Below are 12,999 nucleotides of genomic sequence, written 5' to 3'. Positions count from 1 at the left end.
TCAGAATTGCAGGAAGCTCAGCCCCAGGCCGATGCTGTTCTGGCGGAAGTTGTAGTCGGTCAGCGTCTCGCCGTAACCGCTGAAAAGCTGCAGATACCAGCGCAATCCGTTGGGCTGGTCCGAGAACACCGGGTAGCTGTACTCGAACTGGAAGGCGCCGGTGCGGCCTTCCTGCAGCGTCGTGCGGTACAGCAGCGACGCGGCGTGCGGCCCCGAGGCCCAGCCGAGCGTGAAGTCGGCGCGGCCGCGGTAGTGCACGAGGTCTGGGTTGTCGTCGTCGGCACGCGACTCGCTCATGCGCTTGGCGATGCGCGCCTGCAGCGTCCAGGGGCCACGCTCGAAGCCGGCGCCCAGGTAGCTGCGGTTCCAGCTGCGCGACAGCGGGTCGCTCTGGCCGTTGGACTGATGCGCCAGGCCGAGCTCGGTGTAGCGCCAGCGCCAGCCCAGCGGCAGCTGCTGCAGGCCCTGCGGCGTCGGCACCATGTAGATCAGCTCGGGCTCGTAGTCGGCGTTGCGGAAGGGCTTGGAGTCCGTGGTGTTCCAGATCTGCCAGAGCACCTGCTGGGTGTAGCCGAACCACAGGTCGGCGTCGGGCAGCAGCAGCCCCTGGGCCAGCTTGGCCCGCACCGAGAGCTGGAACTTGGCTTCGACGTTGCGGTAGTTCGGCTGGTCGACCTCGGGCTGCGTCGGCGACTTCGGTCGCCGGTTGATGCGGTCGGTGTAGTGCACCGGCATCACGTAGCTCGGCCGGTAGCCGACGAAGTTGAAGATGCCGCGTTTGTCGGCGCGGTCGAGCTCCCAATAGCGCGACAGCAGGCTGCCGGACGGCGGCTTGGCCGGGTCTTCCACCGGCGCGCCGCGCGCGGCGAGCTGTGTCGGCGGCGTCTCGGTGGCCGGCAGCGGCGCCACCGGGGCGCGGCCGGCCAGGCGGTCGTAGCAGGCCAGGCGGTCGGGCGCGGCGGCGATCTCCGCGCAGGCGGCGAGGCGTTCGTCGGGCGTCTGGGCGACGGCGGCGGCCCAGGCGCAGAGCAGCGGCAACGGCAGATAGCGGACGGACATGGACGGTGCGGCGGTGTCTCGAGGCGGCGCAGCTTAAGCCCCGCGGCGAGGTGTAGGCCGGTGCCCACACGCGGACGCGGTGTCCGGCGATGGCCGCCCGCGCGCCGCGGGGCTGCAATGGCACACCGGCGACGTCCGCACGCCGCCCACCCTCCACAGGAGCACGAGATGACCACGACCCACGCCCCGCTGTTCGGCGAACGTTCGCTGACGCTCGTCGCCGGCCTCTTCCCCGAACCCGTCGCCGCGCGCCGCGCCGCCGAGGCGCTGCGCACGCGGCTGTCGGCCGACGAACGCGAGATCACCGTCGTCGCCCCGGGCGACCCCGACATCGCGCGCACGCTGGAACCCGAGCAGCGCGGCATCTGGCACACGATGCTGCGCAGCCACGCGCTGCTCGGCGCGCTGGGCTTCGGCCTGGGCCTGCTGCTGGCCGCGGCGCTGATCGTCGGCGGCTGGGCGGCCGCGGTGGCTTCGCCGTGGGCGACCACCACCGCCGCCGCCGGCTTCATGGCCATCGCCGGCATGCTGGTCGCCGGCCTGCTGACGCTGCGCCCGGACCGCGCGCTGGTCATCCGCCGCGTGCGCCACGCGCTGCGCCACGGCCGCACGGCGGTCGTCGCCCACCCGCGCGACGAAGCTGCGGCGCACGAGGCCAGCGCAGCGCTGGAAGCCGCCGGCGCGGAAGTCGTGCGCTCGGTCTGATTCAGCCGGCGCGCAGCGCGGCGACCAGCGCGTCGTAGACGACGCGGCAGCGTGCGCTGGCGCGCAGGTCGCCGTGCATCACCACCCAGGCCGGCAGCCGCAGCTCGAAAGCCTCGGGCAGCACCCGCACCAGGCCCGGCCCGGCGACGCCGACCTGGCAGGCGCCGATGCCGGCGCCGGCGCGGATCAGCGCCAGCTGCGCGAGGTCGCTGTCGCAACGCAGCGCGAAACGTTCGCGCGTCCAGAACGGGAAGCTGCGGCGCGCCTCGCGCAGGAACGGGGTCTCGACGTCGAAGCCGATCAGCGCGTGCCCCCGCAGCTCGTCCACCGTCGCCGGCCGGCCGTGGCGCGCCAGGTAGTCCTGGTGCGCGAACAGGCCGAGCGCCATGTCGGCCACCCGCGTGGCCACCAGCACCTCCTGCTGCGGCGCGGCCATGCGCACCGCCACGTCGGCCTCGCGCTGCACCAGGTCTTGCAGGCGGTTGCTGGGCACCAGTTCGATCTCCAGCCCGGGATGCGCGCGCCGCAGCGCCGCCAGCACCGGCGGCAGCCGCTCGACGGCGACGACCTCGCTGGCCGAGACGCGCACCGCGCCGCGGATCTCGCCGAAGCCGCGTGCCACGCGCTGCAGCGCCGCCGCCTGGCTGGCCATCGCCTCGGCCGAGGCCTGCATCGCACGCGCCGCCTCGGTGGGCAGCAGGCCGGCGTGCGAACGCGTGAACAGCGCCTGGCCCAGCGCCTGCTCCAGCGCCGCGACGTGGCGGCCGACGGTCGGCTGCGTCAGACCCAGCGCGCGCGCCGCGCCCGACAGCGAACCTTCGTGCAGCACGCCGAGAAAGGAGCGGTAGAGCTCCCAGCCGATCGTCTCGTCCATACGAATCCGTATAGCCAATAGCCAGAGTTCGACAATTCTCTTTTATCCCTGCCGTTTCCAGAATGGGCCATCGACATCGGCTGGAGCACGAGATGGTCCACACGGAAACGGCGCTGGTCCTGGGCGCGAGCGGCGGCGCCGGCGGCGCGATCGCCCGGCGGCTGCTGGCCGCGGGCTGGACGGTGCGCGCGCTGGGCCGCGGCGCACCGCCCCGGGACGACGGCCTCGACTGGCGCCGCGGCGACGCGATGCGCGCCGAAGACGTGCGCGCCGCCGCGCGTGGCTGCGCGGTCCTCGTGCATGCCGTCAACCCGCCCGGCTACCGGCGCTGGGGCGAGCTGGTGCTGCCGATGCTGGACAACGCGATCGCCGCCGCGCGCGCCGAAGCCGCCACCGTCGTGCTGCCCGGCACCGTCTACAACTACGGGCCCGAGGCCTTCCCGCTGATCGCCGAGGACGCGCCGCAGCGGCCGCACACCCGCAAGGGCGCGATCCGCGTCGAGATGGAGCGCCGGCTCGAAGCCGCCGCCGCGGCGGGCGCGCTGCGCGTGCTGATCCTGCGCGCCGGCGACTTCTTCGGCCCGGGCGCGCGCAACAACTGGTTCGGCCAGGCCATCGTGCGCCCGGGCCGGCCGGTGCGCGAGGTGCGCCTGCCCGGCCCGGGCGTCGGCCACCAGTACGCCTACCTGCCCGACCTGGCCTGCACCGTGGAGCGGCTGCTCGCCCGCCGGCCGACACTGCCGGCCTTCACGCGGCTGCATTTCGGCGGCCACTGGGACGCCGACGGCCACGAACTCGGCCGCGCGGTGCAGCGCGTCGTCGCCGCACACGGCGGCGCCGCCCGGCTGGCCGACTTCCCGTGGTGGCAGGTGCGGCTGGCCGCGCCCTTCGTGACGACGCTGCGCGAGCTGCTGGAGATGCGCTATCTGTGGCAGCAGCCGGCGCGCCTGGACAACCGCCGCCTCGTCGCACTGCTCGGCGAGGAGCCGCACACGCCGCTGGACGAGGCCGTCGAGGCGACGCTCCAGAGCCTGGACGTCATGCCTCGTCGGCCGGCGCCAGTGGCACCCGCGTCTCGAACTTCGAGCAGTGCATCGCGAACATGCTCTTGAAGTTGCGCACGTTGTGGTTCGACGAGAAGACCGCGCGCGTGAACGCGTGGTACTCCTGCATCGACGCCGCGGTGACGACGAGCAGGAAGTCGAACTCGCCCGAGACCTCGTAACACGCTTGCACCGCCGGCTCGGCGGCCATGCGCTGCTCGAACTGGCGCAGCAGCGCGTCGTTCTGGCGGTCCAGCTCGACCGAGACGAAAGCCGTCAGCGGCCGCCCCACACGCTGGCGGTCGACGATCGCCACCTCGCGCAACAGCACGCCCGAAGCGCGCATCGCCGCGACGCGGCGCTGGCAGGTCGCCGGCGACGAGCCGACCTTGGCCGCCAGCGTGCGCATCGGCAGCGTGGCGTCGTCCTGCAGCAGGTCGAGCAGGCGCAGGTCCAAGGCGTCCAGCGCCACAGTTGGCGGTTTCGTCTCGTCGACAGCGGTCGTCATGAGACAAAGATAGCAGCACAGCCGCCAACCTGGCGAGTTCGACCCGGACGGCCCCGCCAACAATGACGGTCACCGCCTCTCGCCGCACGCCGATGAGCAGCCCCACACCCACCGCCGACCCCGAGACCACCTGGCGCCGCTGGCGTCACGACTTCCACCGCTTCCCCGAGACCGGCTTCGACGAACACCGCAGCGCCGACCGTGTCGCCCAGGTGCTCTCGCTTCTCGGCATCGAGGTCGCGCGCGGCATCGGCGGCACCGGCCTCGTCGGCACGCTGCGCCGCGGCAGCGGGGCCGGCATCGTCGCGCTGCGCGCCGACATGGACGCGCTGGCGATCCACGAACACGCGCCCGGCCGCGCCTACGCGTCGCAACACGCCGGCCGCATGCACGCCTGCGGCCACGACGGCCACATGGCGATGCTGCTGGCGGCGGCGCAGTTGCTCGCCGAAGACGGCGGCTTCGACGGCACGGTGCGTTTCGTCTTCCAGCCGGCCGAGGAGCACGGCCGCGGCGCCGCGGCGATGCTGGCCGACGGGCTGCTGGAGCGTTTCCCCTTCGACGAGATCTACGGCGTGCACAACATGCCGGGGCTGCCGGCCGGGCAGATCGCCACACGCGTCGGCGGCCTGATGGCCAGCGAGGACAACTTCGTCATCCGCGTGCACGGCCGCGGCGGCCACGCGGCGCGGCCGCACCAGCTGGTCGACCCGCTGGTCGTCGGCGCCGAGATCGTGCTGGCGCTGCAGAGCGTCGTCGCACGTTCGGTCGACCCGCAGCAGCCGGCGGTGCTGTCGTGCACCGAGTTCCACACCGACGGCATCCGCAACGCCGTGCCTTCCGAGGTGGTGATCAAAGGCGACACGCGCAGCTACGCGCCGGAAGTCCAGTCGCTGCTGGAACGCCGCATCCGCGAGATCGCTGAAGGCATCGCGCAGGCCCACGGCGCGCGCTGCGAAGTCGAGTACACGCACGAGTTCGCGCCGACGATCAACCACGCCGCGCCGGTGGCCGCGGCGCTGGAGGCCGCACGGCGTGTCGTCGGCGCTGCGCAGGTCGACGGCGACACGCCGCCGGTGATGGCGTCCGAGGACTTCGGCCGTTTCCTGCTGCACCGCCCCGGCGCCTTCGTCTTCCTCGGCAACGGCGCCGGCAGCGAGCCCGGCGCAACGCCGCTGCACAACGCCGGCTACGACTTCAACGACGCCCTGCTGCCCGTCGGCGCGCGCTGGTTCGCCGAACTGGTTCGCCTGCGCCTGCCCGCCACCGCCTCCGAGACCCGCCCGTGATCGTCCACAACCCGCAGGCCACGCGCCGCCCTTACGACGCCGAACTCGCCGCCCTGCTGAACGCCGACAACGCACGCGCCGCCCGCGAAGCGCTCGCCCACTGGCCACTGCTGGCGCGCCAGCCGACGCCGCTGTGGTCCCTGCCCGGCCGCGCCGCCGCGCTGGGCCTGGCCGCCGTCGACCTGAAGGACGAGAGCCGGCGTTCGCCGCTGGCCAGCTTCAAGGCGCTGGGGGCGCCGTATGCGCTGCTGCGCCTGGTGCAGCGCCGCTTCGACGGTGCCGGCTGGAGCGCCGCCGAGATCTTCGCCGGACGGCACGCCGCCGCGCTCGCCGGCTTCAGCGTCATCGCCGCGACCGACGGCAACCACGGCCGCGCGCTCGCCGCCGCGGCGCAAAGCCTGGGCTGCCGCTGCGTCATCGTGCTGCACGCCCAGGTGAGCCGCGAGCGCGAGGACGCGATCGCCGCCTTCGGCGCCGAGATCGTGCGCATCGCCGGCGACTACGACGCTTCGGTCGTCGAGGCCGCGCGCCTGGCCGCGGCCAACGGCTGGGAGGTCGTCTCCGACACCTCGTACGAAGGCTACGAAGCCGTGCCGCGCGACGTGATGCAGGGCTACGCGGTGATCGCCGACGAGGTGCTGGAGCTGGTGGACCGGCCCTACACCCACGTCGTGCTGCAAGGCGGCGTCGGCGGGCTGGCCGCGGGTGTCGTCAGCCGGATGTGGGAAGCCGCCGGTGCGGCGCGGCCGCGTTTCATCGTCGTCGAACCCGAGCAGGCCGACTGCCTGCTGCAGAGCGCGCTCGCCGGCCGGCCGGTGCGCGCCAGCGGCAGCACCGACTCGCTGATGGCCGGGCTGGCTTGCGGCGAGCCCTCGCCGCTGGCCTGGCGTGTCCTCGCGCCGGCGGTCGACACCTTCCTGACCGTGCCCGACGAGGCCGCGGCGGAGGCGATGCGTGAACTCGCCGACGGCGCGCACGGCGACCTGCCGCTGGTCGGCGGCGAGTCGGGGGTCGCCGGGCTGGCGGCACTGCAGGCGCTGTGCGCCGACCCCACGGCGCGCGAGCGGCTGGGGCTGGACCATCACGCCCGCGTGCTGCTGATCAACAGCGAAGGCGCGACCGCGCCGGGCGTCTACGCCGGCCTCGTCGGCCGCGATGCGCGCGAGGTGCTGGCCGCGCGGCACGAGCGACTGGCGCACGACGGCGTCGCCGCCGACCGTCTCGCCTCACGAATCGCCGAACACGCCGAGATCGGCGCCACGCCCGACGGCGGCGTCTGCCGCCTGGCGCTGAGCGACGCCGACCGGGACGGCCGCGACCGCCTCGTCGCCTGGATGCACGAGCTGGGGCTCGTGGTGCAGGTCGACCGCATCGGCAACATCTTCGGCACCCGTGCCGGCCGCGAGCCCGGCGCGGCGCCGGTGATGACCGGTTCGCACCTCGACACGGTGGCCACCGGCGGGCGTTACGACGGTGTCTACGGCGTGATGGCGGCGCTGGAAGCCATGCGCCGCCTCGACGAACTGGGTCTCGTGACGCGCCGGCCGATCGTCGTCGCCGCGTTCAGCAACGAAGAAGGCGTGCGCTACCAGCCCGACATGATGGGCTCGCTGGTGCACGCCGGCGGCCTGGCGCTGCAGACCGCGCTGGACACGGTCGGCATCGACGGCAGCCGCCTGGGCGACGAGCTGGCGCGCATCGGCTACGCCGGCGATCTGGCCGTCGGTGCGATCCGCCCGCACGCCTTCGTCGAGCTGCACATCGAGCAGGGGCCGGTGCTGGAAGCCGAAGGCCTGGCCATCGGCGCCGTCGCCGACCTGCAAGGCATCTCCTGGCAGGAGATCACCGTCGAGGGCCAGTCCAACCACGCCGGCACGACGCCGATGCGGCTGCGCCGCGACGCCGGCGCCGCGGCGGCCGAGGTCGCCGTCTTCGTGCGTGAGCTCGCGCTGCGTTTCGGCGAACCGCAGGTCGCCACCGTCGGCCGGCTGCGCCTGAACCCGGACCTGATCAACGTGATCCCGGCACGCGCGACGCTGACCGTGGACCTGCGCCACACCGACGAGGCCCGGCTGCAGCAGGCCGAAGCCGAACTCGCGTCATTCCTCGAAGGCCTGGCCGCCGAACGCGGCCTGACGGTGAGCTCGCGCCGCCTGGCGCGTTTCGAGCCGGTGGTCTTCGACGAGCGCCTGGTGCGCACGATCGAAGCCGCCGCCGCGGCGCGCGGTTACGGCGTGCGCCGCATGACGTCGGGCGCCGGCCACGACGCGCAGATGCTGGCGCGTGTCTGCCCGGCGGCGATGATCTTCGTGCCCAGCGCGGGCGGCCTGAGCCACAACCCGCGCGAGCACACGCCGGCCGAGCAGCTCGCGCAAGGTGCGAACGTGCTGCTGGACGTGTTGCGGCGGCTGGCGGGTTGAGGCCGGTTCAGTAGAGGTCCTGGCGCACGGCCTGCGCGTAGTGCGCGTCGACCTGGGCGATCTGCGCCGCGTCCATCGTCGCGCGTGCGTCGGCCAGCCGGCTCAGCTCGGCCATCACGCTGCCCACCGAAGGCAGCGCCGCGGCGTCCAGCCGCGACTCCGGATGCCAGAGCCGCGCGCGGTTGATCGCCTTGCCGCAGTGGAACAGCACCTCGTCGACGGCGACCACGGTGGCCGTCTTCGGCACACGCTCGCCCTCCTTCAGCCGCTCCAGCAGCACGCGGTCGGTGCTGATGCGGCCGCGGCCGTTGATGCGCAGGAAGACTTCCAGCCCCGGGAACAGGAACACCATGCCCAGGCGTTCGTCGCGCTGCAGATTGCGCAGCGACTCGATGCGGTTGTTGCCGGGCCAGTCGGCAAAGACCACGTGGCGCTCATCGAGCACCTGGACGAAACCCGGCCGCCCGCCGCGTGGCGAGGCGTCCAGCCCGTGCTCGCTGCCGGTCGCCAGGCAGAAGAAGCTGGCCGCCTTCAGGTAGGCCTCGTGGAAGGCGTAAAGGCGGTCGGTCACCGCTTTCTGGATGCGCTCGGACGGCGGGTCGTAGAGCGTGTCCAGGTCGAGGCCCGCCTGCGGCCCCAGGGGAGCCGAAGCCTGTTGAAGAGTCTTGCTGCCGTCCGTCATCCACCGTCTCCTGCGCCGCTGCGCTGATGCCGGCGACAGCTTAGGCGGCATCGGCCTGGCGGCCGTAAACTGGATCGGCCAACCAATATCACGCAGCCGCCATGGGATTGCAGATCGACCTGGACGCCACGAACAGTGCCGACGGCCCCGTCGTGTTCGCCATCGCGGCCGCCGGCGTCGAGGAACTGTCGTCCGAAGCGCACCGCCATGCACGCGGCCAGCTGGTCGGTTCGCAGCGTGGTCTGCTGACCTTCGGGCTCGAAGACGGCCTCTGGGTCGTCTCCGCGATCCACGCGGTCTGGCTGCCGCCGCACCAATGGCACAGTGGCCGGGCGCACGGCCCGTTCCACGGCTGGAGCGCCTACGTCGCCGAATCGGCCTGCCACGATCTGCCGTCGCGGCCTTGCACGCTGCGCAGCTCGGCGCTGCTGCGCGAAGCGGTGCTGCGCGCCAGCACCTGGCCGCCCGGCCCGATGGATGCGGCGCGCACGCGGATCGCCGAGCTGATCCTCGACGAGATCCGCACGCTTCCGGTCGAACCGCCGGGTCTGCCGCTGCCGCGCGACGCACGCGCGCAGCGTGTCGCCCGGGCGCTGATCGCCGACCCGGCCGACACGCGCGAGCTGGAGCAATGGGCCGCCTGGGCCTCGCTCAGCGCGCGCACGCTGAGCCGGCGTTTCGTCGCCGAGACCGGCTTCAACTTCACCGCCTGGCGGCAGCGCGCACGGCTGTTGAAGTCGCTGGAGATGCTGGCCGCCGGCGTGCCGGTCGGCACGATCGCGCTCGACCTGGGCTACGCCACGGCCAGCGCGTTCATCGGCTTGTTCAAGCGCACGTTCGGCGAGACGCCGGCCGTGTACCGCACGCGGCTGTAGCGCCGGAGCGCCTGGCGGCGCTCCGGGCTTGCGATCAGGCCGTCGCGGCCTGGATCGCGGTCAGCGCGATCGTGTAGACGATGTCGTCGACGAGGGCGCCGCGCGACAGGTCGTTCACCGGCTTGCGCAGGCCCTGCAGCATCGGGCCGACCGAGATGACCCCGGCCGAGCGCTGCACCGCCTTGTAGGTCGTGTTGCCGGTGTTGAGGTCCGGGAACACGAACACGTTGGCGCGGCCGGCCACCGGCGAGTTCGGGGCCTTCTGGCGGCCCACGCTCTCCACCGAGGCGGCGTCGTACTGCATCGGGCCGTCGACGGCCAACTGCGGACGGCGCTCCTTGACGATGCGCGTCGCCTCGCGGACCTTGTCGACGTCGGCGCCCGTGCCCGACGAACCCGTCGAGTACGAGATCATCGCCACACGCGGCTCGATGCCGAAGGCGGCGGCGCTGTCGGCCGACTGCATCGCGATCTCGGCCAGTTCCTCGGCGCTCGGATCGGGGTTGATCGCGCAGTCGCCGTAGACCAGCACCTGGTCGGGCATCAGCATGAAGAACACCGACGAGACGATCGACGAACCCGGGGCCGTCTTGATCAGCTGCAGCGCCGGACGCACCGTGCTGGCCGTCGTGTGCACCGCACCCGAGACCAGGCCGTCGACGTCGCCGGTGGCCAGCATCATCGTGCCGAGCACGACGGTGTCTTCCAGCTGCACCGTCGCCTGCTGCGGCGTCAGGCCCTTGGACTTGCGCAGCTCGACCATCGGGCCGATGTAGCGCTCGCGCACGACGTCCGGATCGAGGATCTCGACCGAGTCGGGCAGCTCGATGCCGTGCAGCGTCGCCGCGGCACGCACCGTGTCGGGCGCGCCCAGCAGCACGCAGCGGGCGATGCCCTTGCGCGCGCAGATCGCGGCGGCGGCCAGCGTGCGCGGCTCGTCGCCCTCGGGCAGCACGATGCGCTTCTGCGCCGCACGCGCCGAGTGGATCAGCGCATGGCGGAACATCGGCGGCGTCATCGTCGCCGAACGCGGCGCATCCGCGGTGGCGGCCAGGCTGCCGACGTCCAGGTGGTCGGCGGCGTGTTCGACCAGGCGCTCCATGCGCTCCAGGTCGTCGGCACGCACGCGGCGGTCGAGGTTGGCCAGGCGGGTCACGGCCTCGAAGGTCTGCAGCTCGGTGCGCAGGATGTTCAGGCCGGCGCGGCGCGGCTCGAGGAAGGTCTTCAGCTCGGGCGCGAGCTGCTCGCCGCAGGTCAGCAGCACGCCGGCGATCGGCATGCCGGTGGCCTTGGCGAAGCTGGTGGTCAGCACGACGTCGGCGCGGTCGCCTGGCGTCACGACCAGCGTGCCCGGGCCCAGGCGCACGACCAGGTGCTCGGGGCTGCGCGCGGCGACGACGACGTTCTGCACGCGCGCGCCGTTCAGGTCACCGGCTTCGACGACCTCGAAACCGAGGTCCTCGACGACGTCGGCGACGCGCGGCGCGGCCATCGCCGAGTCTTCGGGCACCACGCCCAGCACCGGCACCGAGGCTTCGACGCCGGCGGCCAGCGCGGCCGTGGCGCGCGAGATGACGATGCCCACCGGCGACGCGCCTTCGCGCTCGTAGCGGTGCACGACGTCGGCGATGCGGGCGGTGAGCGCCGCCGCGTCGTTCTCCTGGCCGGGCACGACCGGCACGACCTCGGCGCGCAGCGCCTTGGCCACGGCCAGGTCCAGATCGGCGACCAGCGGGTGGCCGTCGGCCAGCGTCGCGCCTTCGACGACGACGACGTCGGCGCTCTCGGCGGCGCCCTGCACCAGGGCGACGACGTCCTCGAGCAGCGTGTCGATCTCGCCGGCACGCGTCATCGCCTCGGCGGTGTCCATCGGCAGCGCCTTGGGCAGGTCCAGGCCCAGCAGGCTGCGGGCGAAGACGACCGAGCGGTCCTCGGCGTCACGCGCGACGCCGGGGTCGGCGATCGGCTTGACGTAGCCGGCGCGCACGCCGGCGGCCTGCAGCGCACGCACCAGGCCGATCGCGATCGACGAGGCGCCGTAGCCGGGCGCCGTCGGCGCCACGTACAGCAGTCGGGTATGGCGGGGGCTTTGCATCACGCCACCTCCGCGGCCGAAGCCGACTGGCCGAAGGCGATGTCGGCGGTGTCGCGTGCGATCGTGCCTTCCTCGTCGGTGGGCACGACGATCGCGGCCGGGCGGCGCGAGCGGCTGATGACGGCGCAGGCACCGCCGCGCGTCACGTCGTTGCGTTCGTGGTCGACGTCCAGGCCGAAGATCGACAGGCGTTCGAGCACCTTGGCACGCACGTTGGCCGAGTTCTCGCCGATGCCGCCGGTGAAGACGACGGCGTCCAGGCGCGGCAGCGACGCGGCCAGCGCGCCGACGGTGCGCGCGATGCGGAAGCAGAACACGTCCAGCGCGGTGCGCGCGCCTTCGTGGCCGGAAGCGGCCGCCTGCTCCAGCGTGCGGCAGTCGTTGGACAGCTCGGACAGGCCGAGCAGGCCGCTCTTCTTGTTGATCATCGTGTCGACGCCGTCCAGGTCCAGCCCGGCGCGGCGCGCGATGTACAGGAGCGCGCCGGCGTCGACGTCGCCGCAGCGCGTGCCCATCACCAGGCCTTCGACCGGGGTCAGGCCCATCGAGGTGTCGATGCTGCGGCCGTTGCGGATCGCGGTGGCCGAGGCGCCGTTGCCCAGGTGCAGCACGATCAGCGCGTTGTCGGTGGGGTCGAGCTCCAGGCGCTCGATCGCACGCTGCGAGACGCAGCGGTGCGAGGTGCCGTGGAAGCCGTAGCGGCGCACGCCGTACTCGCGGCGGTACTGCTGCGGCAGCGCGTACAGATAGGCCTCGGCCGGCATCGTCTGGTGGAAGGCGGTGTCGAACACCGCGACCTGGCGCGCCGCCGGCAGCGCGGCGATGGACGCGCGGATGCCGATCAGGTTGGCCGGGTTGTGCAGCGGCGCCAGATCGGCACAGGCCTCGATGTCGGCCAGCACTTCGGGCGTGATCTCGACGGACTGCGTGAAACGCTCGCCGCCGTGCACGACGCGGTGGCCGACGGCGGCCACGCGCTCGAGCAGGCCACGCGCGGACAGGAAGGCGAGCAGCGCGTCCAGCGCTTCGCGGTGGCCGCCGCCGTTGAGCTGGGCGACCGTGCGTTCGCCGTCGGCGTCGAAACGGATGCGCGCGTCGGCGGCGTCCAGGCATTCGGCCAGGCCACCGAGCAGGGCTTCGGACTCGCGCGGATCGAACAGCGCGAACTTGAGGGAGGAGGAGCCGCAGTTGACGACCAGCGTCAGCGGCGTGGAGATGGACATCTGAATTCTTTCGAACAGGGGCTTGCAGGCCCGACACCGGCAAGGGGTCGGATCAGGATCGTGCAAATCGCCTGCTGGGAAGGGCGCCCATCTCGGGACTAACGCGCGGCATGACGACACTCCTGTCTGCCTGCGGGCGATCCGGCTGATGCTGCGAGTGCACGTAAACCCGCATACCGGAAGTCGCGATATATACCCGATCGGCGCCCGCCGCGGTATGGGCGGC

General features: G+C 72.9%; 11 protein-coding genes and 1 pseudogene. 6 read left to right on the top strand and 6 right to left on the bottom strand.

The window, feature by feature from the left end; genetic code table 11:
- On the bottom strand, positions 1-1,059 hold the full coding sequence (locus RGE_RS04920) for a phospholipase A (RefSeq protein WP_014427218.1): 1,059 nt from the start codon (positions 1,057-1,059) through the stop codon (positions 1-3).
- A gap of 168 nt (positions 1,060-1,227) precedes the next feature.
- On the opposite strand from RGE_RS04920, the gene RGE_RS04915 reads away from it, so the two are divergent.
- Positions 1,228-1,764 carry a hypothetical protein gene (locus RGE_RS04915; RefSeq protein WP_014427217.1) on the top strand — a complete coding sequence of 179 codons (537 nt, stop codon included), beginning with the start codon at positions 1,228-1,230 and terminating at the stop codon, positions 1,762-1,764.
- Between the two features lies 1 nt (position 1,765).
- Here the strand turns inward: RGE_RS04915 and RGE_RS04910 are convergent, their stop codons facing one another.
- Positions 1,766-2,638 carry a LysR family transcriptional regulator gene (locus tag RGE_RS04910; protein WP_014427216.1) on the bottom strand — a complete coding sequence of 291 codons (873 nt, stop codon included), beginning with the start codon at positions 2,636-2,638 and terminating at the stop codon, positions 1,766-1,768.
- A 92-nt stretch (positions 2,639-2,730) separates the two neighbouring features.
- On the opposite strand from RGE_RS04910, the gene RGE_RS04905 reads away from it, so the two are divergent.
- Positions 2,731-3,750, top strand: a complete 1,020-nt coding sequence (locus tag RGE_RS04905) for an NAD-dependent epimerase/dehydratase family protein (RefSeq protein ID WP_043783818.1) — start codon at positions 2,731-2,733, stop codon at positions 3,748-3,750.
- Here RGE_RS04905 and RGE_RS04900 read toward each other — a convergent pair.
- The gene (locus tag RGE_RS04900) at positions 3,677-4,153 is read right to left on the bottom strand and encodes an Lrp/AsnC family transcriptional regulator (RefSeq protein ID WP_043783816.1); all 477 of its coding nucleotides are present in this window, start codon (positions 4,151-4,153) and stop codon (positions 3,677-3,679) included. The two genes, RGE_RS04905 and RGE_RS04900, sit on opposite strands and share 74 nt — an antisense overlap.
- A 128-nt stretch (positions 4,154-4,281) precedes the next feature.
- On the opposite strand from RGE_RS04900, the gene RGE_RS04895 reads away from it, so the two are divergent.
- The 3 genes and pseudogenes from RGE_RS04895 to RGE_RS24505 all read left to right on the top strand — a co-directional run bounded on the left by RGE_RS04895 (position 4,282) and on the right by RGE_RS24505 (position 7,898).
- A complete protein-coding gene (locus RGE_RS04895) occupies positions 4,282-5,478 on the top strand; it encodes a M20 aminoacylase family protein (protein ID WP_043783814.1) in 1,197 nt (398 codons plus the stop codon).
- Positions 5,475-6,635: pseudogene (locus RGE_RS24510) on the top strand (diaminopropionate ammonia-lyase); the annotation flags it as partial. The gene RGE_RS04895 and the pseudogene RGE_RS24510, both read left to right, overlap by 4 nt.
- Before the next feature lie 12 nt (positions 6,636-6,647).
- On the top strand, positions 6,648-7,898 hold the full coding sequence (locus tag RGE_RS24505) for a Zn-dependent hydrolase (protein ID WP_409077216.1): 1,251 nt from the start codon (positions 6,648-6,650) through the stop codon (positions 7,896-7,898).
- Positions 7,899-7,905: 7 nt separating this feature from the next.
- Here the strand turns inward: RGE_RS24505 and RGE_RS04885 are convergent, their stop codons facing one another.
- On the bottom strand, positions 7,906-8,580 hold the full coding sequence (locus RGE_RS04885; protein WP_014427211.1) for an MSMEG_1061 family FMN-dependent PPOX-type flavoprotein: 675 nt from the start codon (positions 8,578-8,580) through the stop codon (positions 7,906-7,908).
- Between the two features lie 101 nt (positions 8,581-8,681).
- On the opposite strand from RGE_RS04885, the gene RGE_RS04880 reads away from it, so the two are divergent.
- Positions 8,682-9,455: an AraC family transcriptional regulator gene (locus tag RGE_RS04880; RefSeq protein ID WP_014427210.1), complete on the top strand. Its 774-nt coding sequence runs from the start codon at positions 8,682-8,684 to the stop codon at positions 9,453-9,455.
- Positions 9,456-9,489: 34 nt separating this feature from the next.
- Here RGE_RS04880 and pta read toward each other — a convergent pair whose 3' ends face one another.
- The gene (gene pta / locus RGE_RS04875; RefSeq protein ID WP_014427209.1) at positions 9,490-11,550 is read right to left on the bottom strand and encodes a phosphate acetyltransferase; all 2,061 of its coding nucleotides are present in this window, start codon (positions 11,548-11,550) and stop codon (positions 9,490-9,492) included.
- The gene (locus tag RGE_RS04870; RefSeq protein WP_014427208.1) at positions 11,550-12,773 is read right to left on the bottom strand and encodes an acetate/propionate family kinase; all 1,224 of its coding nucleotides are present in this window, start codon (positions 12,771-12,773) and stop codon (positions 11,550-11,552) included. Before RGE_RS04870 ends, pta begins: the two co-directional genes overlap by 1 nt.
- Positions 12,774-12,999 lie beyond the last annotated feature (226 nt).

It is taken from the genome of Rubrivivax gelatinosus IL144 (assembly GCF_000284255.1).
Classification (GTDB): Bacteria; Pseudomonadota; Gammaproteobacteria; order Burkholderiales; family Burkholderiaceae_C; genus Rubrivivax; species Rubrivivax gelatinosus_A.
The sequence above is the reverse complement of the archived record's forward strand: the minus strand, read 5'-3'. Positions and strand labels throughout refer to the sequence as shown.

Excerpts from the sequence above, each read along its gene's own strand:
- RGE_RS04920 (WP_014427218.1), bottom strand. The coding sequence starts at position 1,059 with ATGTCCGTCCGCTATCTGCCGTTGCCGCTGCTCTGCGCCTGGGCCGCC.
- RGE_RS04915 (WP_014427217.1), top strand. The coding sequence starts at position 1,228 with ATGACCACGACCCACGCCCCGCTGTTCGGCGAACGTTCGCTGACGCTC.
- RGE_RS04910 (WP_014427216.1), bottom strand. The coding sequence starts at position 2,638 with ATGGACGAGACGATCGGCTGGGAGCTCTACCGCTCCTTTCTCGGCGTG.
- RGE_RS04905 (WP_043783818.1), top strand. The coding sequence starts at position 2,731 with ATGGTCCACACGGAAACGGCGCTGGTCCTGGGCGCGAGCGGCGGCGCC.
- RGE_RS04895 (WP_043783814.1), top strand. The coding sequence starts at position 4,282 with ATGAGCAGCCCCACACCCACCGCCGACCCCGAGACCACCTGGCGCCGC.
- RGE_RS04885 (WP_014427211.1), bottom strand. The coding sequence starts at position 8,580 with ATGACGGACGGCAGCAAGACTCTTCAACAGGCTTCGGCTCCCCTGGGG.
- RGE_RS04880 (WP_014427210.1), top strand. The coding sequence starts at position 8,682 with ATGGGATTGCAGATCGACCTGGACGCCACGAACAGTGCCGACGGCCCC.
- pta (WP_014427209.1), bottom strand. The coding sequence starts at position 11,550 with ATGCAAAGCCCCCGCCATACCCGACTGCTGTACGTGGCGCCGACGGCG.
- RGE_RS04870 (WP_014427208.1), bottom strand. The coding sequence starts at position 12,773 with ATGTCCATCTCCACGCCGCTGACGCTGGTCGTCAACTGCGGCTCCTCC.